The sequence below is a fragment of the Mesorhizobium sp. M0587 genome (genome assembly GCF_040320945.1).
Classification (GTDB): domain Bacteria; phylum Pseudomonadota; class Alphaproteobacteria; order Rhizobiales; family Rhizobiaceae; genus Mesorhizobium.
The window spans coordinates 112,854-135,394 of the sequence record NZ_JAMYQP010000001.1 but is presented as its reverse complement, the minus strand read 5'-3'; the positions used below and the strand labels follow the sequence as shown (position 1 = coordinate 135,394).

29 protein-coding genes are annotated in these 22,541 nt (G+C 61.5%); 16 read left to right on the top strand and 13 right to left on the bottom strand.

Annotated features, from left to right (window positions below):
• Positions 1–229: 229 nt before the first annotated feature.
• From NKI49_RS00670 to NKI49_RS00660, 3 genes are all read right to left on the bottom strand, one after another.
• Positions 230–451 (bottom strand): hypothetical protein, encoded by a 222-nt coding sequence (locus tag NKI49_RS00670; RefSeq protein ID WP_352598245.1) that lies wholly within the window; start codon positions 449–451, stop codon positions 230–232.
• Between the two features lie 64 nt (positions 452–515).
• Positions 516–2,144 carry a chaperonin GroEL gene (groL, locus tag NKI49_RS00665; RefSeq protein ID WP_352598246.1) on the bottom strand — a complete coding sequence of 543 codons (1,629 nt, stop codon included), beginning with the start codon at positions 2,142–2,144 and terminating at the stop codon, positions 516–518.
• Positions 2,145–2,200: 56 nt separating this feature from the next.
• On the bottom strand, positions 2,201–2,515 hold the full coding sequence (locus tag NKI49_RS00660; RefSeq protein WP_352598247.1) for a co-chaperone GroES: 315 nt from the start codon (positions 2,513–2,515) through the stop codon (positions 2,201–2,203).
• A 429-nt stretch (positions 2,516–2,944) separates the two neighbouring features.
• On the opposite strand from NKI49_RS00660, the gene NKI49_RS00655 reads away from it, so the two are divergent.
• Positions 2,945–3,223: an usg protein gene (locus tag NKI49_RS00655; RefSeq protein WP_027027753.1), complete on the top strand. Its 279-nt coding sequence runs from the start codon at positions 2,945–2,947 to the stop codon at positions 3,221–3,223.
• Positions 3,224–3,283: 60 nt separating this feature from the next.
• On the opposite strand, the gene NKI49_RS00650 is transcribed toward NKI49_RS00655, so the two are convergent.
• Positions 3,284–3,559 (bottom strand): DUF982 domain-containing protein, encoded by a 276-nt coding sequence (locus NKI49_RS00650; RefSeq protein WP_352598249.1) that lies wholly within the window; start codon positions 3,557–3,559, stop codon positions 3,284–3,286.
• Between the two features lie 119 nt (positions 3,560–3,678).
• Positions 3,679–3,897, bottom strand: a complete 219-nt coding sequence (locus NKI49_RS00645; protein ID WP_352598250.1) for a hypothetical protein — start codon at positions 3,895–3,897, stop codon at positions 3,679–3,681.
• A 199-nt stretch (positions 3,898–4,096) separates the two neighbouring features.
• Here NKI49_RS00645 and NKI49_RS00640 point away from each other — a divergent pair, with 199 nt between their 5' ends.
• The 4 genes from NKI49_RS00640 (at position 4,097) to NKI49_RS00625 (ending at position 6,157) form a co-directional block, all read left to right on the top strand.
• On the top strand, positions 4,097–4,579 hold the full coding sequence (locus NKI49_RS00640; protein WP_352598251.1) for an Hsp20 family protein: 483 nt from the start codon (positions 4,097–4,099) through the stop codon (positions 4,577–4,579).
• 89 nt (positions 4,580–4,668) lie between these two features.
• Entirely contained in the window at positions 4,669–5,181 is a 513-nt protein-coding gene (locus tag NKI49_RS00635; RefSeq protein ID WP_352598252.1) for an Hsp20/alpha crystallin family protein, read from the top strand.
• A 266-nt stretch (positions 5,182–5,447) separates the two neighbouring features.
• A complete protein-coding gene (locus NKI49_RS00630) occupies positions 5,448–5,654 on the top strand; it encodes a sugar phosphorylase (RefSeq protein WP_352598253.1) in 207 nt (68 codons plus the stop codon).
• 176 nt (positions 5,655–5,830) lie between these two features.
• The gene (locus NKI49_RS00625; RefSeq protein WP_352598254.1) at positions 5,831–6,157 is read left to right on the top strand and encodes a hypothetical protein; all 327 of its coding nucleotides are present in this window, start codon (positions 5,831–5,833) and stop codon (positions 6,155–6,157) included.
• A 75-nt stretch (positions 6,158–6,232) separates the two neighbouring features.
• Here the strand turns inward: NKI49_RS00625 and NKI49_RS00620 are convergent, their stop codons facing one another.
• Positions 6,233–6,679 carry a CBS domain-containing protein gene (locus tag NKI49_RS00620; RefSeq protein WP_352598255.1) on the bottom strand — a complete coding sequence of 149 codons (447 nt, stop codon included), beginning with the start codon at positions 6,677–6,679 and terminating at the stop codon, positions 6,233–6,235.
• 211 nt (positions 6,680–6,890) lie between these two features.
• Here NKI49_RS00620 and NKI49_RS00615 point away from each other — a divergent pair, with 211 nt between their 5' ends.
• The 3 genes from NKI49_RS00615 (at position 6,891) to NKI49_RS00605 (ending at position 7,940) form a co-directional block, all read left to right on the top strand.
• Positions 6,891–7,124: a hypothetical protein gene (locus NKI49_RS00615; protein ID WP_027027760.1), complete on the top strand. Its 234-nt coding sequence runs from the start codon at positions 6,891–6,893 to the stop codon at positions 7,122–7,124.
• A complete protein-coding gene (locus tag NKI49_RS00610; RefSeq protein ID WP_352598256.1) occupies positions 7,106–7,327 on the top strand; it encodes a hypothetical protein in 222 nt (73 codons plus the stop codon). The genes NKI49_RS00615 and NKI49_RS00610 overlap by 19 nt, the downstream gene beginning before the upstream one ends.
• A 178-nt stretch (positions 7,328–7,505) precedes the next feature.
• Positions 7,506–7,940, top strand: coding sequence for a DUF2267 domain-containing protein (locus NKI49_RS00605; protein WP_352598257.1), 435 nt, complete (start codon positions 7,506–7,508; stop codon positions 7,938–7,940).
• A 105-nt stretch (positions 7,941–8,045) separates the two neighbouring features.
• On the opposite strand, the gene NKI49_RS00600 is transcribed toward NKI49_RS00605, so the two are convergent.
• Together NKI49_RS00600 and NKI49_RS00595 are read right to left on the bottom strand one after the other, a co-directional pair.
• Complete coding sequence (locus NKI49_RS00600) at positions 8,046–8,948, bottom strand: hypothetical protein (RefSeq protein WP_352598258.1); 903 nt, start codon at positions 8,946–8,948, stop codon at positions 8,046–8,048.
• Between the two features lie 78 nt (positions 8,949–9,026).
• Complete coding sequence (locus NKI49_RS00595) at positions 9,027–10,532, bottom strand: FAD-dependent oxidoreductase (RefSeq protein ID WP_352598259.1); 1,506 nt, start codon at positions 10,530–10,532, stop codon at positions 9,027–9,029.
• A gap of 317 nt (positions 10,533–10,849) precedes the next feature.
• Between NKI49_RS00595 and NKI49_RS00590 the strand changes: the two genes are divergently transcribed.
• Complete coding sequence (locus NKI49_RS00590) at positions 10,850–11,851, top strand: ribonuclease Z (RefSeq protein ID WP_352598260.1); 1,002 nt, start codon at positions 10,850–10,852, stop codon at positions 11,849–11,851.
• Between the two features lie 56 nt (positions 11,852–11,907).
• On the opposite strand, the gene NKI49_RS00585 is transcribed toward NKI49_RS00590, so the two are convergent.
• Complete coding sequence (locus NKI49_RS00585) at positions 11,908–13,059, bottom strand: DUF3182 family protein (RefSeq protein ID WP_352598261.1); 1,152 nt, start codon at positions 13,057–13,059, stop codon at positions 11,908–11,910.
• 141 nt (positions 13,060–13,200) lie between these two features.
• On the opposite strand from NKI49_RS00585, the gene NKI49_RS00580 reads away from it, so the two are divergent.
• The gene (locus NKI49_RS00580; RefSeq protein WP_352695497.1) at positions 13,201–13,779 is read left to right on the top strand and encodes a response regulator; all 579 of its coding nucleotides are present in this window, start codon (positions 13,201–13,203) and stop codon (positions 13,777–13,779) included.
• A gap of 424 nt (positions 13,780–14,203) precedes the next feature.
• On the opposite strand, the gene gfa is transcribed toward NKI49_RS00580, so the two are convergent.
• Together gfa and NKI49_RS00570 are read right to left on the bottom strand one after the other, a co-directional pair.
• A complete protein-coding gene (gene gfa, locus NKI49_RS00575; protein ID WP_352598263.1) occupies positions 14,204–14,773 on the bottom strand; it encodes an S-(hydroxymethyl)glutathione synthase in 570 nt (189 codons plus the stop codon).
• Between the two features lie 66 nt (positions 14,774–14,839).
• Positions 14,840–15,967, bottom strand: a complete 1,128-nt coding sequence (locus tag NKI49_RS00570; RefSeq protein ID WP_352598264.1) for an S-(hydroxymethyl)glutathione dehydrogenase/class III alcohol dehydrogenase — start codon at positions 15,965–15,967, stop codon at positions 14,840–14,842.
• Positions 15,968–16,220: 253 nt separating this feature from the next.
• Here NKI49_RS00570 and NKI49_RS00565 point away from each other — a divergent pair, with 253 nt between their 5' ends.
• The 6 genes from NKI49_RS00565 to NKI49_RS00540 are packed head-to-tail and all read left to right on the top strand — an operon-like array spanning position 16,221 to position 21,027.
• The gene (locus NKI49_RS00565; RefSeq protein WP_352598265.1) at positions 16,221–17,471 is read left to right on the top strand and encodes a lanthanide ABC transporter ABC transporter substrate-binding protein PedA1; all 1,251 of its coding nucleotides are present in this window, start codon (positions 16,221–16,223) and stop codon (positions 17,469–17,471) included.
• A 17-nt stretch (positions 17,472–17,488) separates the two neighbouring features.
• Positions 17,489–18,466 (top strand): YVTN family beta-propeller repeat protein, encoded by a 978-nt coding sequence (locus tag NKI49_RS00560; protein ID WP_502899446.1) that lies wholly within the window; start codon positions 17,489–17,491, stop codon positions 18,464–18,466.
• 28 nt (positions 18,467–18,494) lie between these two features.
• On the top strand, positions 18,495–18,689 hold the full coding sequence (locus NKI49_RS00555; RefSeq protein WP_352598267.1) for a hypothetical protein: 195 nt from the start codon (positions 18,495–18,497) through the stop codon (positions 18,687–18,689).
• Positions 18,690–18,740: 51 nt separating this feature from the next.
• Positions 18,741–19,529 carry a lanthanide ABC transporter ATP-binding protein PedB/LutE gene (locus NKI49_RS00550; protein WP_352598268.1) on the top strand — a complete coding sequence of 263 codons (789 nt, stop codon included), beginning with the start codon at positions 18,741–18,743 and terminating at the stop codon, positions 19,527–19,529.
• Positions 19,526–20,398, top strand: a complete 873-nt coding sequence (locus NKI49_RS00545) for a lanthanide ABC transporter permease protein PedC (protein WP_352598269.1) — start codon at positions 19,526–19,528, stop codon at positions 20,396–20,398. The genes NKI49_RS00550 and NKI49_RS00545 overlap by 4 nt, the downstream gene beginning before the upstream one ends.
• Entirely contained in the window at positions 20,398–21,027 is a 630-nt protein-coding gene (locus tag NKI49_RS00540) for a hypothetical protein (protein WP_352598270.1), read from the top strand. Before NKI49_RS00545 ends, NKI49_RS00540 begins: the two co-directional genes overlap by 1 nt.
• Before the next feature lie 27 nt (positions 21,028–21,054).
• Here NKI49_RS00540 and NKI49_RS00535 read toward each other — a convergent pair whose 3' ends face one another.
• Together NKI49_RS00535 and NKI49_RS00530 are read right to left on the bottom strand one after the other, a co-directional pair.
• A complete protein-coding gene (locus tag NKI49_RS00535; RefSeq protein WP_352598271.1) occupies positions 21,055–21,255 on the bottom strand; it encodes a hypothetical protein in 201 nt (66 codons plus the stop codon).
• Between the two features lie 253 nt (positions 21,256–21,508).
• Entirely contained in the window at positions 21,509–22,450 is a 942-nt protein-coding gene (locus NKI49_RS00530; protein WP_352598272.1) for a LysR family transcriptional regulator, read from the bottom strand.
• Positions 22,451–22,541 lie beyond the last annotated feature (91 nt).

Below are 22,541 nucleotides of genomic sequence, written 5' to 3'. Positions count from 1 at the left end.
AGTTCGATCTTGGCCGAGTCCGGCTGAAGCACCGGGGTACTCCGGCCCGGCGCCGGCAGGGCCTTGTGCGCCTTGACCAACGCCTCGAGCCAGGCCCCGACGGCAAGGGGAGAAGGGCTGCGGCCGTCCAGCCAGGCCGCGACCTCTCGTTGCGGACAGCCAAGTTCGGCCGCAAGATCTCTTGCCTCCCACCTCAGCGCTTTCAGGCATTCCCGCAACCGGCCCGCAATCATGTCTTGACCTCCTCGGAGGCCGACGAGACGTGCTGCGCGGCAAGAAACATCAGTGTCGATGCCAAAGTGCGCCGGCTCCAGCCGGCAGCTTCGGCCATGTCGATCAGTGCTGTCAGCAGCGGCTTCAGCGCCGCCCTGCATTCGGTCTCGTAGGCCAGGAAATCCTTTGCCGAATGGGTCGGCTGGGGTACGGGCCCGAGGCCAGCCGTCATATCCATGTTTTCCTCCGCTATCTTGCGACCGGTGCCCGCTCCGCCAGGGAGCGGGCGGACTGGCCACACCTCAGAACTCCATGCCGGCGCCGGCGGGCATGGCCGGCGGGGTTTCCTTCTTCGGCTTCTCGGCCACCATCGCCTCCGTGGTTACCAACAGGCCGGCGACGGAGGCTGCATCCTGCAGAGCCGTGCGCACCACCTTGGCCGGGTCGATCACGCCCTGGCCGTAGAGGTCGCCAAACTCGTCGGTCTGGGCATTCCAGCCCCAACCGAACTCGCTCTTCTCCCGCAGCTTGCCAACGATGATCGAGCCCTCGGCGCCGGCATTCTCGGCGATCTGACGAACCGGGGTTTCGATCGCGCGGCGCACGATTTCGACGCCGGTCTTCTGGTCGGCATTGTCGACGAGGACGGCATCGAGTGCCTTGGCGGCCCTCAGCAACGCGACCCCGCCCCCCGGCAGCACACCCTCCTCGACCGCCGCGCGCGTCGCATGCAGGGCATCGTCGACGCGGTCCTTACGTTCCTTGACCTCGACTTCGGTCGAACCGCCGACCCGGATCACCGCGACACCGCCGGCGAGCTTGGCCAGGCGCTCCTGCAGCTTCTCGCGATCATAGTCGGAGGTGGTTTCCTCGATCTGGGCCTTGATCTGGGCGATGCGGCCCTGGATCTCTTCCTTGCGGCCGACACCGTCGACGACGGTAGTGTTCTCCTTCTCGATCACCACCTTCTTGGCACGGCCCAGCATCTGCAGCGTCACGTTTTCCAACTTGATGCCAAGGTCTTCCGAGATCGCGGTGCCGCCGGTGAGGATGGCGATGTCCTCCAGCATGGCCTTGCGGCGGTCGCCGAAGCCCGGCGCCTTGACGGCCGCGACCTTCAGTCCGCCACGCAGCTTGTTGACCACCAGCGTGGCGAGCGCCTCGCCCTCGACATCCTCGGCGATGATCAACAACGGCTTGCCCGACTGCACCACGGCTTCCAGGACGGGAAGCATCGCTTGCAGATTGGCGAGCTTCTTCTCGTGGATCAGCACATAGGGTTCGTCGAGCTCGACGCGCATCTTGTCCTGATTGGTGATGAAATAGGGAGAGAGATAACCGCGGTCGAACTGCATGCCTTCGACCACTTCGAGTTCCGTCTCGGCGGTCTTGGCCTCTTCGACCGTGATGACGCCCTCATTGCCGACCTTCTCCATCGCCTCGGCGAGGAAGCGGCCGATCTCGGCGTCGCCATTGGCTGAAATGGTGCCGACTTGCACGATCTCGTCGTTCTTTGTCACCTTGCGGGCATTGGCCTTTAGTTCGGCGACGACCGCATCGACCGCCTTGTCGATGCCGCGCTTCAGATCCATCGGGTTCATGCCCGATGCAACAGCCTTGGCGCCTTCCTTGACGATCGCCTGCGCGAGGACGGTCGCGGTCGTGGTGCCGTCGCCCGCAAGGTCACTGGTCTTGGAAGCCACTTCGCGCACCATCTGCGCGCCCATGTTCTCGAACTTGTCCTCAAGCTCGATCTCTTTGGCGACGGTGACGCCGTCCTTCGTGATGCGCGGAGCACCGAATGACTTGTCGATGACGACATTGCGGCCCTTGGGGCCGAGCGTCACCTTCACCGCATTGGCAAGAATATCGACGCCGCGCAGCATCTTCTCGCGCGCTTCGGTATGGAATTTCACATCTTTGGCAGCCATTGGATCACTCCTTCATTCAGGCAGCATTCGTTGACTGGTTGGATTCGAAGAAGCCATCAGGCGGCCTTCTTCACTTCGGCGGTCTGCTCGATTACGCCCATCACGTCGCTTTCCTTCATGATGAGCAGGTCCTCGCCATCGAGCCTGATCTCCGTGCCGGACCATTTGCCGAACAGGATGCGGTCGCCGATCTTCACGTCGAGCTCGGTGAGCTTGCCGCTGTCGTCACGCCCGCCGGGACCGACGGCGAGTACTTCGCCCTCCTGCGGCTTTTCCTTGGCAGTGTCGGGAATAATGATGCCGCCGGCCGACTTTTCCTCGGCTTCGACGCGGCGGACCAGGATACGGTCGTGCAATGGACGAAACGTCATGTCGTTCTCCTCATGGACAAGCAGGTTTTGAGCCTCCTCCACACCGGACCGGCAATATCGAGCCGGTGCAGGCGCCGCGATCCTTCATCAACTATCGTGGCGCATATCGAGCTAGTTTTGCTGTTTTTCGGTTTCAAGAGCCTGGCCAAAAAATTTTGGCACACGACCGGGGCGAGTGCCAAAAGCCTGTTATCGCGAAGCTATTTGGTTTGAGTGCCAGGGCTTGCGACTTGAATTTTCGTCGCGATTCAACAGGACCATTCGGGCTCGGCTGCCCCGGGGCGGCCGGAACCGCCGACCTTCTCGAGGCGTTATTTGCAGACGGAGGACATCGATGAACCGAAAGAGCCTTTCGCCGATCATTTCCAACCTGGCCCACAAATTCGACAGGCTCGACGCCTGAACGGAGATATAGGAAAGGAGAAACGCATGGCTGAAAGCGTCAGCAGCGAATTCCGCCTGCAAATGGATGGCTATGGCCTGACCACCGCCGAAATACACTATCATCTGCCGGACCATCCGAGCCTGCTTCAGCTCTATATCTGGCAGGACTACGATCTCGCTCCGGACTTTCCGGAACTCAAGGAGTTTCTCGGCTATTGGGAGCGCGAACTCGATGGCCCGCTCCATTCGGTCCGTGTCGCTCACCACCGCCTCATCCAGCCGTCGGACTGGCGGGCGGTCGACGGCATCATCGCCCTTCAGTGATACGGTAAAGCCGGCGTCCTGCACTAACGCCGGCCTCGTTGCCCTAGGATCTCGTTGCCCTTACGATTCTGGCGATCCGTCGGGCTTGTGCGCTGCGGCAAGCAATCCGGCGGTGCGGGCCGCGTGCAAAAACGCCTTGCGCGCCTCACGCGCCGTGCGCCAGCCGTCGAGCGCGTCGCGGCAAGTCCGATAGGCTGCGCGCCAGCTACGGCCGCGCGCTCGTGTGGGCCATTCAAAGCGCATGCACTCGATCGCTTCCCAGCTGCTCGCGACCTTGCGCTCTCTGCTGGACTGAAAACTAAGAGTGATCGGCTGGGTAAACGGGACGTCGTTCATCACTTCCTCCGTCTTTTTGTTCTTCGAGCAAGCAACGCCGGCGACCGATTCTAGGATCGGCGCCGGTGGAGCACATGGTTCACTCGCCCGAGCGATTCAAGACCACCGGCCAACGCCGGTTAGTCCTCCTCCTCCGGCGTCTCGAGCAACTCCATCAGTTTCGCCACCCTTGGGCCCGGCAGGGGACGCCCCTCATTGACCAGCGCCTCGTCGGCCCCAATCCAGGCGACGGCTTCGCGCAATTCCTCGATCGTGGCTCCTGTCAGGGCGATATCGGCGATGACCGCCTCGTCGACGGGTCCGAGTACCGAAATGATGTCGTCGCGTGTCATGGTCATGATGTCCTCCGTGGGAGTGCCAGCAGCGCCGGAATGGGGTGTGCGGCTTCGTCGGCAGAATCCGGCAGCAACACAGAATTGGGTCTTGATTTCAAACAGACAACTACCAAATCAAAATCGCCGGTCGCCGAACGGGGCCGGCTATAAGCGCCGGTGCTGGCGCTCTTCGTATCTATGTTGCTCAACGGAGGATGTAGCTATGAGAACCGCATTCGACTTTTCCCCACTCTATCGGTCGAGCATCGGTTTCGACCGCGTCTTCGACCTGCTCGAGAATGCGAGCCGGTCGACAAGCGTCGACAATTGGCCGCCCTATGACATCGCCAAGACCGGCGACGACGCCTACCGCATCACCATGGCTGTGGCAGGCTTCAGCCAAAATGAGTTGAGCGTCATACATGAGCCCAATATGCTTGTCGTCGCTGGCGAAAGATCAGCAGAGGACAATGGCGATTACTTGCATCGCGGCATCGCGGCCCGACCGTTCGAGCGTCGCTTCGAATTGGCTGACCATGTGAAGGTTACCGGCGCCGGCCTCGCCAACGGCTTGCTGACCATTGATCTCAAGCGCCAGATTCCCGAAGAGATGAAGCCGCGCCGGATTGAGATCGGCAGCGGCGGGACAGAGCGCACTATCGAGTCCAGGACTGCTAGCCAGGCGACCAAAAAGCAGGCCGCCTGAGACTGGTCCACTTTAAGCTCACAGCCGGATGAGTACGTCCGGTTCTGAGGCGACTTGGAGGAGACCAAGATAAAGAGAGGAGAAAAACAATGAGCGTACGTGATCTCATTCCGTTTGGCCGCGAACGCGGCCAGGTTCCCAGCGTGTTTCGCGACGGCGAACGTGATCCGTTCCTGTCGTTGCACCGTGAAGTGAACCGACTGTTCGACGACGTCTTCCGAGGTTTCGGTTCCGGACTGCCGTCGTTGCCGGCATTCTCCTCGGACGGCGGGCGCTGGCCGAGCGTCGAGATCTCCGATGGCGAGAAGGAGATCCGTGTCACGGCCGAGGTGCCCGGCATGGAGGAAAAGGACATCGAGGTTCTGCTCGATGATGGCGTGCTCGCGTTGAAAGGTGAGAAGCGCTCCGAAACGGAGGACAAGGACCGACAGTTCTCCGAGCGGTTTTACGGCCGCTTCGAGCGCCGTATTCCACTCGGCTATGAGATAGACGAGGACAAGGTCGATGCTCGTTTCAACAACGGCGTCCTCACAATCACGCTACCGAAGACCGAGCAGGCGCGATCACAGGCAAAACGCATCGCGATCAAAGGCAAGAGCTGACGTTCAGCAGCCGGAGGTGGTCAACCTGCCTCCGGCGCGCAGCATACCGACGGGAAGAAATCGATCCGTCGGGCGTGCCGTTATAGGCCCGAAGATGTTCGGTCGGCGGTCAGCGGCGTGACACTTCGGCTTTTCTGGTGTCCAAGCTGGCGCGGAAATTCGCCGCCTGCTGCCGGCATCCGCGGTCGGCTGCTTGGCGAGGAACATTTCGCGCTCCAACGGGTTTGCGGGCATATGCCGTATCGTTCCAAGCGAAAGGGTGTGACATGATGCTTCGCGAGCTAATGAAGCAGGTCGAGAATTTACCGCCCGAAACACTGGTCTGCACCGCCGAAGTGGATGAAGTCTTCGGCGTGAATCCTGCTGGCGTGGAGGTCGTCAATAACGCTCGAATCGGCAGCCGGAAGTCTGATGGCACCGAGGCGGTGCAACTGGACGGCGGGAGCGACAAGGTAATCGTCATCCGCTGGTGAGGCGTTCAGGGTCAACGGCACCGGAAGGGCCGAACTCTGCAAGAGGTCGGGCGCAGCGGTATTTCGGCGTCCGAAAATGTCCAGGGCAACTCCAGCACGCTCTTCGAAGCTGACGTTCAGGCGAGGATCATGCCCTCGCCAAGGATCACCGTTCTGCGATCGCGGAGGATGCCGCAATGGCTCGGAAACCGAAAATTACTACCGGCCTGAATGATCGGCCGCGCGACGAAACCATCGCCCAGTCCGGCGAAGGTTTGCCTGACGACAGCAGCAAGGCGCTTGAGTTCGATGAGAGATCTGTCGATCGGCTAAGAAACTCGCTTCAGGGCGAATCCCGTCACTCCCAGGAGACGCAAGGCAATCCTGACGAAGTTTCGCCAGGTACGCCGGGTGCCGGCGAGAACGTTTGCCGCCGCTGCTCGGAGACCGGCAAGGTCGGCGGCGCACCCTGTCCCGAATGCGGAGGAACCGGAAAGGTGATGACGCCGATAGGTGGCGGCTAAGATGCGGCAGTTCCCTGCGGACCTGGACGGCCTCCATTCGAAGCGCCGGGCAATTTCAGCGCTTCAACGCTCCAGCTAATGCCGCACGCCGCCGGTTTGCGTGTGCTGCCCGCCGGGGCGTGAGATGGCGGCCAAGGTATCGCCGGTGCCGCCGCTGCCGTCCGCGAATGCGAGATCGCCCAGCGAGACGATGCCGACGAGCCGCTTGTCCCGGTTCACCACGGGAATGCGACGTATCTGCTGATCGCCGAGATTCCGGCATACGTCATCGGTGTCTTCGTCGTCGAAACAGTATTTCACGTCATTCGTCATGACATCGCCGACCTTGGTGTCGGGGCCCTTGCCCTGCGCCACCGCACGGATCGCGATATCACGATCGGTCAGCATGCCGACGAGCCGGTCATTGTCGCCGACCGGAACCAGACCGGCGTCTATTTCAGCCATGATGCGGGCTGCCTCCTGGATGGTCTCGTTCGGATTGGCGACGCGGACGTCGCGCGTCATCACTTCGCTCACTTTCATTTCCAGCTCCTGTCGATTGGCGGACCGGATGCAGACATCGGTCCTGGCCCCCAACTCGTGCGGCGCCTCGATGTTCCGCCCTAGGCAACGATGAGTCGGAATAGGTTTTCCGACATTCCCCGGGTGGGGTATTCAACATCGATCGGGAACACTCCTTGCGTTCGGGGGTTTGGCTCGACAACGACGGGATTCCGGAGACGCGGACCGAGCGATGCCAATACCGCGCGATATGGATTTGGTGCTTCAACACCTGCCCCTCAGGATAGGCGCCTATGTGCCCGATGACCTCCTGGAGGACTGGTTCGCGCCGCGCACCGGAATGAACCCACCGTCCGGCGTGGCACTCGCCGCCGCGGCGTCCTACGGTCGTCGCTTCGAATGCGAGTTCAAGCACTATCCCGAGCGGAAAGAAGGAGTGTTCTGGAAATGGGTGCCGGCAATATGAACAAGCAGCCGCTCGAGATGAACAAGCAGCCGCTCGAGGCGAAGGCGATCACCGGCGTGATCGAGGAACTCGAAAGGCAAGCCGCCGAAGACACGTCGAAGCTCAAGGTTCGAAGAGACGGCGAGAGAATAGTCGTCGACGGCGAGATCGACGTCGACGCAATCGTCATGGTGGTGGTCGGCTCCATGGCAGGAGGTCCGTAGCACCAAGATGACGCGAACGGCCAGCGATCGCCTCGTGATGGCGTGATGTTGTGATCGGCTCCAACCGGAGCACCTCGGTCGCAGATTACCGGATCGGCGCGGAACAATTGGTTTTCGCACCCGTTGGCAACAGCCGTCCAAAAATTTGCAGGGAGATTGCTAGGGAGATTGTATTGTCATGAGCGCCACAGGATTGGACGTCTTCGACAAGACGCTACAGACAACGCACATTTGGCTCGATGAAATCATGGCTGAGATGGGTCCCGATCGACAGATGGCCTGGCATATTCTCGGCGCGGTGCTGCGCACGGTGAGGGATCGCTTGCCGCCGGACCTTGCCGCCCATCTCGGCTCGCAATTGCCGCTCCTCGTGCGGGGCATCTATTTCGACCAGTACAGACCGTCGGCAGCACCCGACCGGACCAGGTCGCCCGACGAGTTCCTTGCCAGGATCAAGGACCAGTTGGAATCCGTTCGCCCGGTCGACGCCGGCGACGCTCTCAGGGTGGTCAGCGATGTTCTGGATCGCCATGTCGATGCCGGGCAGATGGCGAAGGTCTGGGAGGCGCTGCCCGAGGAAATCAGGCGCGTGGCGGAACCGCAGCAGGGTTGATCGCAGGCGCTCAGCTTGCGATGGGCCCCGGATGATCCCGCTGAACGGCGAGTTGCTTGATCGCCGCCGCCGGCACTGGTTCGATGTGGAGCAGAAATTCGAATCTCACTGCCTGGCTTCAAGAAACTTTCCGGGAAGCCTGGACGTGCAGGCCATCACCCAGGTGATCGCCTCGCGATCGTACTCGTCGCCGGCGCGCCATTTTTCGAAGAAGACATTGAGGCGCGACACGCGTTCAGGCCAAAGGTTCGCGGCCTGGAGACCCAATGAGACGCCGTAATTGGTGAAAGCGAACTTCGTGTCGCGCAGCCACGGTGCGCGGCAGAAATACCCAGGCGGTTCGATCCACATCCCATCAAGCGCAACGACTGCGCGCCTGGCCTGCTCGATGGCCCAGGGTTCCTCAGGAAAAAAATGAGCGAGCCACAACATCATGCCGAGGCCGAGATCCTGATCGATGTCCAACCGACGCCAGTCTCTTTCGATCAGGTCCCGCATCTCGGCGATCTCTTGCGCCAGCGCATCCGGATCGAGCACGTTGTATGCGACATAGCCGTCATAGGCGTCCATGGACCCTAATCCGAAACCGGGGTAAGGGCCGCTCAGGTCCTCTTGCATCTTCCAGATCACGCCGCGGCCGGGCAGCACGAAGGCGGAGTGGACGTCGCGCGCCAATGCCACGCCGCGGTCCTTGTATTCAGGCTTCACGTCGCCAAGCCGGGCGAGAGCGAACATCCACATCGCCAGATAGTGGAAGTACTGGCCGTCGCGATCCTCGGCCTCGCCGATGCGGAGTCCTCGTGGCCGGCCAAGGACGCGCTCTACGTCCGCCACCAATTTCTCCGCCTGACCGATCCATCGATCCTCGCCAAGCTCGTCATACAATGACAGGTAGAGAACGACCCCGAAAGCATCGGTCCATAGATATCGCAGCCCGTTCGGCCAGATGCGTTCGGCGCGCATCCAATCGAGCTTCGCAAGCACATAGTCGACTTCATGCAGCGCCATTTTCAAACTCCGACTTCATACTTCGGCCTGCAGATCCGGACACGGCCTCCTGCAGCTGGCTTGCTTAGCGGGTCACCTTTATAGGACCGCCGGGGCAAGCGGCTTTCGCGCCGGGCCATGGATGACGGAACCATCGGCGGCGAATACCGAGCCATGGCAGGGGCAGTCCCAGGTCATATCCGCATTGTTCCAGGTCACGGTGCAGCCCTTATGGGTGCATGTCGCTGAAACGCAGTGCAACTGGCCCTCGGCGTCTCTCGAGGCCGCGATCTTTTCGTCTCCCTTGATGATGACGCCGCCTCCAAACGGCGCAATCGCCTCGACATTGTCCACGACGGACTGGCTGTCGCCGTCTCGGTGAAAATTCTTCGGATAGGGCCGCGCAGGATCATACAGGCCGGTCCAGCGGCCGGATCGACCACAAATCAGATCGGCGATCATCATTCCCGCGGCGGTTCCGTTGCTGATGCCCCAGGCGTTGAAACCGCTGGCAATATGGAAACCGGGCGCATTCTCCGGATCGGGCATGCCGACATAGGCCACGCGGTCGGCCGTGTCGTAGTCCTCGTTGCACCAGTGCCAGGCAACGTGCCCGACCGGCAGATTCTCTCTTGCCCATTTGTCGAGCTCGGCAAAGCGGGCGGCCACGTTTCCATCCTGGCCCGTGTTGAATTTCGGCCCGAGGACGACGAGCACCGGCCCCTCCGGATCGCGGCCCGTGCGAATCGAATGAGTGGGATCGTCGATGCCGATGAACATGCCGTCGATGGCGACAGCGTCATCGATGCGGAAGGCCATTGCCGAATGGCAGCGCGGCTGGGTGCGGTTAGCCATTCCAACCGGACTCTTGACTGGCATGTTGGTGGCCACCACCACATTTTCCGCATGGATCGTGCCGCCGTCTGTGACGACGCGCCAGCGGCTCGCCTCACCGATCAGCCGCGCACGGCTGTTCTCGAAAATCCGCCCGCCCAGGGCCCACACCGCTTCGGCCAGACCGGCAAGATACATGGCCGGATTGAACTGCGCCTGGTCCGGAAAACGAAGCGCACCGACCGTCCGGAAAGGGAGCGGAGCGCGGTCAAGAACCTCCGCTTCAAGCCCGACCTGACGCGCCGCATCCGCTTCCGCCTCGATCTCGGAGCGCCTCGCAGCCTCCGTTGCGTAGGTGTACGCGTGCTTGCTCTCGAGCTCGCACTCGATGGCATGTTGCCGAACCCAATCATGAATCTGCTTGGCGCCTGCGGAGTTGGCCTCGGCATAGGCGCGGGCTGCTTCGAGGCCGAGCGTATCGATCAGATGCCGATAGATCAGGGCGTGCTGGGTCGTGATCTTGGCTGTCGAACGGCCCGTCACCTGGCCGCCTATTCGCAGCCCTTCGACGACGACGACCGAACGACCCGATTCGCACAGCCGAAGCGCGGCCGTGAGGCCAACTATTCCTCCACCGACAATGACGGTTTCGGTGTGGATCGAGCCGGCAAATTGCGAGAAAGCCCGCGACCCAGCGCCCGCTGTCCAGCAGCTCCCAGGCTTCCCCGGCAAGCGCAAGCTCAAATGCTGTGTCGTGCGATCCGTATCCATGCGCCGGTTCCTGAGGGCGAACGCTCCTGCATCGATTTGGTTTCGCGGCGGGGCCGGGAAAACGTCTCTGCCGCAAGTGGTCCCGGTTTGCGATTACCGCGAAGGCGACCGCCGTCTGAAGCAAGGCCGCCAAATATTGGATGGAGACGCCAGGTGCGGATCAAAGCAGGGGCTGGTTTCCCCCGGCAATCTCCTCTTCGCGCCGAGACGCGTTTGCCTGCTTCGCGACAAGCCCGCCGGCATGCGGTGCGACAAGGAACCTCGTCGGGGGCCTACGGTTTATCGGAGATGATACGTCTTCAAATCGGCCTCGCCCGATGACGCTCCTTGTCCAGCCCCGCCTGGTGAACGACGTTTACTCGGATGCCGGCTTGCTGCTCGACTTCCGCTTTGGCGGCAGGGCGATCCTGTTCGATCTCGGCGATCTGTCGGCGTTGTCGCCGCGGGAAATCCTCCGCATCACGCATGTTTTCGTGTCGCACATGCACATGGATCATTTCATCGGCTTCGATCATCTGCTGCGGCTTTCCCTCTATAGGGACAAGCAACTGAACATCGTCGGTCCGCCCGGACTTGGGAATGCCGTCGAAGCCAAGCTGCGGGCCTACACCTGGAACCTTCTGGACGAGCAATCGCAGGACTTCTCGATCGTCGCCTCGGACTGGGGAGATGATGAATTTGTCGCCCGCAGCCTGTTTCGGGCGCGAGAGGCCTTCGCGCGCCGCCCCCAGCCCTTGGAACGTCACAAGCTGCCCCTCGATGAGGCGGAATTCCACATAGAGGCGGCAACGCTCGATCACGGCATTCCCTGCCTTGCCTTCGCCTTTCAGGAGAAGGTCCGGACCAATGTGCACAAGGCACGGCTCGATGAACTCGGTCTGCCCGTCGGTCCATGGCTGAACGAAGCGAAGCGGGCGGCGAGAACCGGAGGCGATGCCGCCACTGAATTCACGCCTGTCGCCGGGAGGCGAATTTCACTGCACGAGCTTTTGGACGCCGGCGCCTTGAGACGCGCGCCGGGTCAGCGGATCGCCTATGCGACCGATCTTGCCTATCATGCCGAAAACATCGCCCGCCTTTGCCGACTTGCGCACGGCGCCGACCAGCTCTTCATCGAGGGTGGATTTCTGGAAGACGATCTGCGGCTCGCCTCGTCAAGGAAGCACCTGACGGCCCGCCAAGCCGGCGAGATCGCGCGCTCCGCCGGCGTCCGCACGGCCTTCCCGATGCATTTCTCGCCGCGTTACCTCGGGCGGGAAACCGAATTGCGCGAGCAATTCGAGCGAAGTTTCGGCGGCCTGCCGGTGGTCGCGGCGTAGCAGCACGACAGCCCATGGCATCGACCTCGCCAGAACCGGTTTCGCTTTCTTCAAGCTCAGGCCGCCTGCGTGACTACGGTGTAACGCGTAATCGGGCCTTCTTCAGGATCGTATCCTTGGAAATGCAGATCCGCATTTGCCGGCGGACGACCAGCCTCGCCAAATGCCTTGACAGCGGATACCCGGACAAGTTGGAGGCCGGCATCCCGCTTCATCGCGTTCATTGCCGCCAGTTCGGCCGTGCTGCCGCCGCCAATCCGCCAGCCGGCTTCGAGCACGCCCGAGCGCCAGGTGCCCGATGAATCGATGCCTTGGCCAACATCATAGTTGCGCCGCGAGGCAAAGAACCCGGGACAGCTACGCATTGCAGCGTCATAGGCCCTCGCCTGCGCCACGGCCAAACGCAGCTCACTAGGAAGTTGCAAGGCTTCGAACGCCTCCCATTCGCCGCGCATCACGACGAGATCGGATCCCCCATAGACGGGTTCTCCCGCATTGTCCGTCGTCATCCTCTGAGTGCCGTAGTACGCAACTGCAATTTCATCGATTGTCGCCACGCCGATGCTCAGCGTCGTGATGTCGTGAAGGTCAGCTTCAAGTACTAGCCCGCACTCCTGCATATCGCTGGAGCGATATTGCTCAAGAAAGCCTGCGACGTCCGCGACTGTGCGTACAACGTGCTGGTCCCGCCCCCGCGAGGAGAGCGGTGGCTTGAGCCGGACCGCCCCGAACTTCAACAGCCGTTCCGCTGCTTGCAAGGCATCGCGTCGAGAAAACGCGCTGTAGCCGGGCAGCACTGCCGCGTTGACGGCGCGGCCGAAGCCGTGCGGCCAACCCGCCGGCTGCTCGGCCGATGCGTCCACCAATTCGTGAGTGAGTGCCTTGGTGGTTGCGAACCGCCAGGGGACCACACCCCCGAAGAGGTCTCTCGGCCCCTTGATGCCCAGTCGGTCCGCATGCGCGGCGACCAGGCAATCGTCCGGCACGAAATATGAGCATGCGCCATTCCCGCCGCTGTTGCTGAAACCATCCTGGAAAGCAAATCCCTTGAGGTCGGCAATCGCGCGCGCGACAGCCGTGATTGCCGCCCTTTCGTGAACGTAGAGGGGCTCGCAATCCGGTGCCGAGCATGCGATCACCACGCCTCTGGCTTCGCCTGGCGGTATCGTTTGGTTTTCGGTCATGTCGTACCCAATTTCCTGCTTCATCCGCGTCAGCGGCGATCTGCCGGACTCAGCGGATCGCGCCGCCCAGACCGGGAAACGCAAAGGCCGAAGAAAAGGTTCAGGCTGACTTGACCTGCTCGCGCTGGACTGTGGGGCGGCGTGCGCGGCCGGCGGGTCGGTGCCGTGGAGCAGATTTCACAATGGCTGATCGCGCTTCTACCGGGGTCGGCACATCAGAGCGCACGGGGCTTTCGCGCGAGCCGCTTATCCGATCCGCATCTCGGAGATTTCTACCAAATATTCCGGCTCGTTCGGATATGGAACCTTTATGCCGGGGCAGCGTTGGGTGGCGTCGAAGGGCAGCCAATGGCGAACGAACCAACAGAAATTGTACCGGAAGGGCTTGGGGGCGCTCAAGCTCGCGCCGGCATCGTGCTTTTGGTAGAGGACGATCTCTTCATCCGCATGGATGTAGGCGATCAGCTACGGGAAGCCGGCTGGACGGTTTACGAGGCCGGGACGGCGGACGAGGCCGTGGAGCTTCTCCAGACCCCCATGCTGATCGACTTGGTGCTGACCGACATCGAAATGCCCGGCAAGCTCGACGGCCTGGGATTGGCTGATTACATCGTCGCGAGAGGCCGACGATCAAAGTGGCGGCGATGTCCGGGCGCTACGCCCCAACCTATGAGGATCAGCATCTTTTCGACCGCTTCTTCTCGAAACCCGCTTTCATGCTGGCCTCCGATTTACAGGCTCTGATGAACGGAACTCAGCCGGCAGTCGATAAAGCGGCAGCCCGCTGACGACACGGCAAAGATTGCCGCGGGAGAAATTGGTCGAGATCGATCCGCAGCGCCTCCGACCAGCATATCGCCAGGATTTGACACCCAAGGAGATGGAGCACGCTCGTCCAGGCATCGTTCCCACGAGAGGCGCACCGGCACCTCTTGTTTCACCAAGCCCGCACTTCTTTCCCTGCTGTCTCGGCCGTGCTCGGTAACACGCAGGAGATCCATTCGGTGATGAGTGCACCGCAGACTTTGCAAGACAGCGACTCAGCCCGAATCGTACTCACGGGAGCGCTGGTGGCTTCGATTCCGACCGTCCACGCGGTCGCCTGCGTCTTCCCAACGTATGGAGCCGGCCGATTTTCGCCCGGCTCCATCGATAATTTGAACGGTCGCTAAGCCGGCAAGGCGCCCGACTTTTTCGCGGTCCAGGTGGCGATAAAATCCATCAGGCCGGGGTTGAGGCAATCATAGGGCTCCAGCCCGATCTGCTTCAGCTGCGAACGAATGCCGTCCATGCGGCTCGGGTCGACACCGGATTCGATAATCGACGAGACGAAGGCGGTGAAGCCGGGGGGCGACCAGCCGTCCTCGACGAAACGCTCGGGATGGATGAAGGACAGGCCCTTGAACGCATGGTCGCGTTCGACCGGTCCGTGCATGTGGACGCCACAGCCGGTGCAGGCATGACGCTGGATCAGCGCGCTGGGATCGACCACTTTGAGCTTGTCGCCATTCTCGACAACGGTGACATCGCCGGTGCCGGCCACGGCAACCACCGAGAATATCGCGCCCTCCGGCTTCCAGCATTTGGTGCAGCCGCAGGCATGGTTGTGGGCGATCTGGCCCTTGACCCGAACCTTGACCGGATTGCTGGTGCAGGCGCAGACCAGCGTGCCGCCGGCAAAGCTCGCGCTTTCCCTGGGCAAGCCATTGTCGATCTTAGGATGCAGTTTCTCCGCCATTTCATTCCTCCCATGTTGTGAACCACAGAGGTCGCAGGCCTGCTGGTCGGCGGCGTGTGGCTTTCCTCAGTAAACGACGACGCTTCGGATCGACTTTCCCTCATGCATGAGGTCGAAGCCCTTGTTGATGTCCTCGAGCTTGAGCGTGTGGGTGATCATCGGGTCGATCTGGATCTTGCCGTCCATGTACCAGTCGACGATCTTGGGCACATCGGTGCGGCCGCGCGCGCCGCCGAAGGCGGTGCCCATCCAGGTCCGCCCGGTGACCAGTTGGAACGGCCGCGTCGAAATCTCCTGGCCGGCACCGGCGACGCCGATGACGACCGACTTGCCCCAGCCGCGATGCGACGCCTCCAGCGCCTGGCGCATCACCTTGGTGTTGCCGGTGCAGTCGAATGTGTAGTCGGCGCCGCCGATCTGGTCGGCGCCGCGCTTGGTCAGGTTGACGAGGTGAGGCACGATGTCGCCGTCGATCTCCTTCGGATTGACGAAATGCGTCATGCCGAATTTTTCGCCCCAGGCCTGTCTGTCGTTGTTCAGGTCGACGCCGATGATCATGTCGGCGCCGGCAAGTTTCAGCCCCTGGATGACGTTGAGGCCAATGCCGCCGAGGCCGAAGACGACAGCCGTTGCGCCTTGCTCCACCTTGGCGGTGTTGATCACCGCGCCGATGCCGGTGGTCACCCCGCAGCCGATGTAGCAGATCTTGTCGAAGGGCGCGTCCGGATTGACCTTGGCCACCGCGATCTCCGGCAGCACGGTGAAGTTCGAAAAGGTCGAGCAGCCCATATAGTGAAACAACTTGTCCTTGCCGATCGAGAAGCGCGAGGTGCCGTCCGGCATCAACCCTTGGCCCTGCGTGGCGCGGATGGCCGTGCACAGATTGGTCTTTCTCGACAGGCAGGACGGGCATTGCCGGCATTCGGGCGTATAGAGCGGGATGACGTGGTCGCCCTTCTTGACGCTAGTGACGCCCTTGCCGACATCGACCACGACACCGGCGCCCTCATGGCCGAGGATGGCCGGAAACAGGCCTTCGGGATCGGCGCCCGACAGCGTGAACTCGTCGGTGTGGCAAATGCCGGTCGCCTTGATCTCGACCAGCACCTCGCCCTCGCGCGGGCCGTCGAGGTCGACCTCCACGATCTCCAGCGGCTTTCCGGCGGCGAAGGCGACTGCGGCGCGGGTTTTCATCAGGATGTTCCTCCCAGGGCGATCGATAGAGTTTCACGTTCCGACATTGTTGCCGATGACCTCGAAGTCGACGATCGCGATCCGCTCAGTCGCCGCCGTATCCCAGAAATGGCATAGGACTAAAGCAGGCATGTAAGTCCACTTGCAGGGGTTTGATAAATTTTGTCGGTCCGCTAAGCTCATTGTGGGCACCTTGAATTCGCGCAGGTCCGGCAACAATCGGACTTTAGTGCAAGAACGGATAGTTTTATCGATGATGAGAGCGGTGCCAGGCACTCTCGCAGCTTTTTTGCCTATTTTTTTCCTGACCCTCAACGTTCCGGGCGCGATCGCCCAGGACGTGACGGGCAAGCAACCGGCTGCAACGGATAGGCCGGGAAAAAAGATAGCCGAAATCAAGATAGGCTATTTGCGAGCCTACGCGCCGCAATTGACACTTTCCATGCTCGATCTGCCGCCACGTGATGAAGGTGTCGCCGGCGCCGATGTTGCAATCGGCGATAACAATACGACCGGAAAGTTCACCAACCAGAAATTCAGCCTCGACGTGTCCGAGATAAAGCCCGAAGCCGACGCGGTTCAGGCATTCGAGGACCTGATCGCCAAAGGTGACCGCTATGTGGTCGCAGACCTTTCGGCCAGGCAATTGCTGTCGATCGCCGACATCGCCCGTGACAAAGGCGTGCTGATCTTCAACATCGGCGCCCCCGACGATAGCCTGCGGGAAGAAGACTGCCGCATCAACGTTTTCCATATCGCGCCAACGCGCAGCATGCTTGCCGACGCGCTGGCGCAGTATCTCATGGTGAAGAAGTGGCCGAATTGGGTGCTGCTCTATGGCTCGCATGAGCAGGATCATCTCTACGCCGACGCGTTGCGCCGCGCGGCAGCCCGTTTCGGCGCCCAGATCGTCGCCGAGAAGGAATTCAAGGACACCGGCACAGCCAGGCGTACGGATACCGGCGCCACGCAGATACAGCAGCAGATTTCCGTATTCACGCAGGACTTGCCGGAGCACGACATTGTGCTTGTCGCCGACGAAAGCGAGGTGTTCGGGACCTACGTGTCCTACCGCACCTGGGCGCCGCGGCCGGTCGCCGGCACCGCCGGGCTTGTTGCATCGTCGTGGCATCCCGCCAGCGAACAATGGGGCGGCATCCAAATGCAGAGCCGCTTCCTGAAAACGACGGGCCGGCGGATGCTTTCCAAGGACATGTCAGCCTGGACGGCGGTGCGGGCCGTCGGCGAAGCCACCACGCGCATCAATGGCGACGATGAGAAAAAGATCAGCGACTACATCCGCTCGGATGATTTCTCGGTCGCTGCTTTCAAGGGGCAGAAGCTGACCTTCCGCAAATGGAACCTTCAGCTGCGCCAGCCGATCCTGCTTGGCGACGCCAAGTCGGTCGTCTCTACATCGCCGCAGGAAGGTTATCTTCATCAGGTCTCCGAGCTCGATACGCTCGGTGTCGACCAGCCGGAGACGAGATGCGTCCTTAAGTAGAAAGCAATCGGGGAGGAATTTCCGTGCAGAGACGAGCTTGCGCATTCGCCATTCTCGCGACCGGCGTCATGGCCGGTCCGGCGTCGGCCTACACGGCCTATGTTTCCAACGAGAAGGACAATACGATGACCGTCGTCGACACCGCCACCATGCAGGTGGTGAAGACCGTCGAAGTCGGCCAGAGACCACGCGGCATCACCCTCTCGCATGACGGGAAATTCGTCTATCTGTGCGCCAGTGACGACGACACGATCGAAATCATCGACACCGCGACACTTGAGATCGTCGGCACGCTGCCGTCCGGCCCCGATCCCGAATTGTTCGTGCTCTCGCCCGACGGCAAGACGCTCTATGTCGCCAACGAGGACGACAATCTCGTCACCGCTATCGACGTCGAAAGCAGGCAGATCCTGGCCGAGATTCCAGTCGGCGTGGAACCGGAAGGCATGGGTGTCAGCCCCGACGGCAAAACCATGGTCAACACCTCCGAAACCACCAGCATGGCGCATTTCATCGACACCGGCACGCATGAGGTAACCGACAATGTGCTGGTCGACACACGCCCGCGCTTTGCCGAATTCAAGCCCGACGGCTCGCAGGTCTGGGTCAGCGCCGAGGTCGGAGGCACCGTCAGCGTCATCGATAACGCCAAACGCGAAGTGGTGAAGAAGATCCAGTTCGCGATTCAGGGATTGCGGGCCGAAACCATCCAGCCGGTAGGCATCGCCATCAGCGCCGATGGCAAGAAGGCCTATGTCGCCCTCGGCCCGGCAAATCATGTGGCTGTGGTCAACGCCGAAACCTACGAAGTGGAAAAATACATCCTCGTCGGCCAGCGCGTCTGGCATCTGGCCTTCACTCCCGACCAGAAGACGCTGATCACCACGAACGGCAATTCGAACGACATCACGTTTATCGATACGGCGACCGACGAGCCGGTCCAATCGCTCACCGTGGGCCAGCAGCCCTGGGGTGTGGTCATTTCACCCAAATAGCAGAGGTTGATCATCGGGAGCTGAGGACATGAAATTTTGCCGCACGTTGGTCTTCGCCGCGCTCGCCGGACCTGCCCTTGCTCCGGCTGGAGCAAGGGTGCACATGGACGGCGGGCCGGCCTGGCTGGAATTCGATGACGCTGGAATGATCCAGGTGCAGTTCCACACCGTCCGGCCGGGCGAATACACCTGGTCGGTTCCGACCTTGCCGACAAGGGCCTGAAGGGTAAGATCACGATCAAATAGCCAGCGGCGATCGGAGGAGCGACCGGGCGTGCAGCATGTGAAGACAAGCGGACCAGGAGACGGGGTGGCGGCGCTCGATGTCGGAGCCGTCAGCCATTCCTATGGACCGAAGCCGGCGCTCAACGACGTCTCCTTCTCGATCGCGCCGGCGACTTTCACCGTTCTGCTCGGCCTCAACGGAGCCGGCAAGACTACTTTGTTCTCGCTGATCAGCCATCTCTACGACACGCGCCGCGGATCGATCCGCATCTTCGGCCACGACGTCAGCCGCGCTTCCGGCGAGGCGCTCAGGCGTGTCGGCATCGTGTTCCAGGCACGTACGCTCGACCTCGACCTGAGCGTCCACCAGAACCTCTCCTACCACGCTTCGCTGCACGGCATTGGCGGACGCGAGGCCCGGCAGCGCATTGCCGCATTGCTCGATATTGTCGACATGCCGGGCCGCCAGCATGACAAGGCACGCAGCCTTTCCGGCGGCCAGATGCGGCGCGTCGAGATCGCACGGGCGCTGCTCCACCGCCCATCCCTGCTCCTGCTCGACGAGGCGACGGTCGGTCTCGATATCCAGTCGCGTGCGGGCATTCTGGCCACCATCCGCAAGCTCGTCGAAACCGAGGGCATTGGCGTGCTGTGGGCCACGCATCTGATCGACGAAGTTGACGATGGCGACGATGTCGTCGTTCTGCGGCAGGGCGAGTTGGTGGCCAGCGGCAAGGTGTCCGATGTCGTCCAGGCGAGCGGCGCAAATTCGATCCGCGACGCCTTCTCGAAGCTCAGCCGCATTGACACGGCAGGCAAGGCGGAGATGCCCCCATGAGCGCTCCCGCGGTCCCCGGTCAAGCCGTCATCGTGCCGGTGCGGTCAGAAAGTTTTGGCCTCCGCCATTATCTCATTTGCCTCAAGGGCGTCGTCCTGCGCGAGTGCCTGCGCTTCCTGCACCAGCGCGAGCGTTTCATTTCCTCGCTGGTCCGGCCGCTCGTCTGGCTGTTCATCTTCGCTGCCGGCTTCCGGCAGGTGCTCGGCGTCTCGATCATCCCTCCTTACAAGACTTACGTGCTCTACGAGGTCTATATCACGCCCGGACTATGCGGCATGATCCTGCTGTTCAGTGGAATGCAGTCCTCGCTGTCGATGGTTTATGACCGCGAGATGGGCAACATGCGCACCCTGCTGGTTAGCCCCTTCCCGCGCTGGTTCCTGCTGGTGTCGAAAATGCTTGCCGGCGTCGCGGTATCGATCGCGCAGGTCTATGCATTTTTGATCGTTGCCTGGTTCTGGGGCGTCAAGGCTCCGCTGCTCGGCTATCTCATGGTGCTGCCGGCGCTGTTCCTGTCGGGCATGATGCTTTGCGCCCTCGGCATGCTTTTGTCCTCGATGATCAAACAGCTCGAAAACTTTGCCGGCATCATGAACTTCGTCATCTTTCCCGGCTATTTTGCGTCTCCGGCACTCTATCCCTTGTGGCGCATCCAGGAGGCCAGTCCCCTGCTCTACAAGATCTGCCTCGCCAATCCGTTCACCTATGCCGTCGAACTGATCCGCTTCGCTTTCTATGGACAGGTCGACTGGGTGTCGCTGGGCGTCGTCACCGGCTGCACGCTGCTGTTTCTGGCCGCCGCCATCATCGCCTACAATCCCTCGCGCGGCCTGATCACTCGCAAACAGGACATGGGAGGAAATGCCTGATGGCAAGCATGGGTCTTGTTCGCTGCCTGGTTCTGGTCGCCAGTTTTGCCCCGCTCGCGAACGCCAATGCGGCGACCGCCGATCCCGACTGGCCTTGCATGCAGCGCAAGGTGCCGCAACTGTCACTCGGTCAGGTATGGAACGGACCGGACCTCCCGCCGTCGGCCAGGGACTGGTCCAAGGATACTGCCGTCTCCGCCCTGGTCGAGGACGTGGCGGCACGGCGGATACCGATTGCCGACGCCCAAAAGGAGATCAAGGATTTTGCCGCTTCGTTGCCGGCCGGGCAGCTTGCGCCGAAAATGGCGATGCTGGTGCAGGGGATGTTCGATCACATGGACGCCGAGCGCTCTCACGTGATTTCGGGCATTTCCCGTTATGCCCACAAACAACTCGAAATGGCGGCCGCCTTGCGCAAGGAAGCATCCGACGTCGATGCGTTGCGGGCAAAGCCCGATGCGGATCCGGACGAGATCGAGCGGCGAACCGAACAGCTGAAATTCGCAACGCGAATTTTCAATGAACGCGTCCAATCGCTGACATATGTCTGCGATGTGCCGACGATAATCGAGCAGCGGCTTTATCAATTGTCCAAGGTCGTCTCGGAAACGCTCGCCGCGAAGAAGTAGAACCTCATTCGCTCTTCGCGGCGGATCTCACGATCCCCGGCCCGGCAGCACGCGCCAGCGCCGCACGAAATATCCGGGATGTGTCTCGATCCAGTTGGCCACCAGCGGCTGCGCCTGCATGAAGGCGGTGCCGGGATTCATGGCCAGGCCGTCCACCATCTGTTCGCGCTGCTCACAGTCCTGCGGCACATTCGTCAGGCAGACCATCATAACGAGTGTATAAAGCATTGCCCCTTTTCCCCATCGATTCCCGAACCCCATGCCCGGGCGGTTTCCGAGATACAGACCAGTCTGCGGGGATCGCACATACAGATCGCTTACGGGTGTGAAAGGACGTGGCCCCCGCTCTTTCGCACTGCAACATAACATACAGCTTATCTAACGCCAACAATCGCCGGGCGTTCTCCACTCCCTTCTCGAAGCTTTCTCGATTTCTAGCCTTGGATAGGTCGGCCGTTCCGGTCGGCGCACCAGTCCAACATCATCCCTGTCTGGTGTGCGGATAGAGCTTGCCGAACAGGGGCAGGTACATCGCGCCCTTGCGCATCAGGAAATCGTGGAACGTCGCCATGGCCGGCGAGATCGCGTGATCGGTGCGCATCACCGAAAACCATTGCCGGCGGATCGGCATGCCGACGACGTCGAGGATGACCAGCCGGCCGGCTTCGGTTTCTGCGGCAACGGTGTGGGCAGAAATGAAGGCGATGCCGAGACCGGCCATCACCGCCTGCTTGATCGTCTCGTTCGAGCCCATCTCGACGCCGAGATCGTCGATCCGGCCGGGCACGTCACTCAGGAATATTTCCAGCGAGATGCGCGTGCCGGAGCCGGGCTCGCGAATGAGGAAATGCTCTTCGGCGATCCGTTCCTTTGAAATGTCGCGTACCGACGCCAGCGGGTGTTCGGGCGGCGCGATGATGACCAGCGGGTGATCGCCGAAGACCGAAGCACGCACCGGGACCTCCTTGGCCGGGCGCCCCATCAGCGCGATGTCGATATCGTGGTTCTTCAGACTATCGATCGTTTCGGCACGGTTGCCGATGGCAAGCCGCATATCGATGTCGGGATGTTCCTTCATGAAGCCGGCCATGAGCCGCGGCGCGAAATATTTGGCGGTGGAAACGACGCCGAGCCTCAGACTGCCGGTGCGCACGCCCTTGATCGCATCCATCGTGTCTTCGAGCAGACGCAGCCGCTCCTCGATGGCCTGCGCCGCCTCCACGAAGGCCAGACCTGCGGCAGTGGGACGCATGCCGTCCGACGTCCGGTCGAACAAGGCCAGTTGGAACTCCTCTTCCACTTGTCGCAGTTGGATCGTCACCGCAGGAGGAGACAGACCCAACACCTTGGCCGCACTGACAATTTTTCCGTGACTGATGATCGCCTGAACGGTCTTGAATTGCCTGAGCGTGAGGTTTTTCATATGGCATACTAAAATTTTTTTACCGTTGAAGTAAAGTTATTAAATTTTACTTATCCTATTTCGTTTGCTTTCATTCCCCAATCCGGCCGAC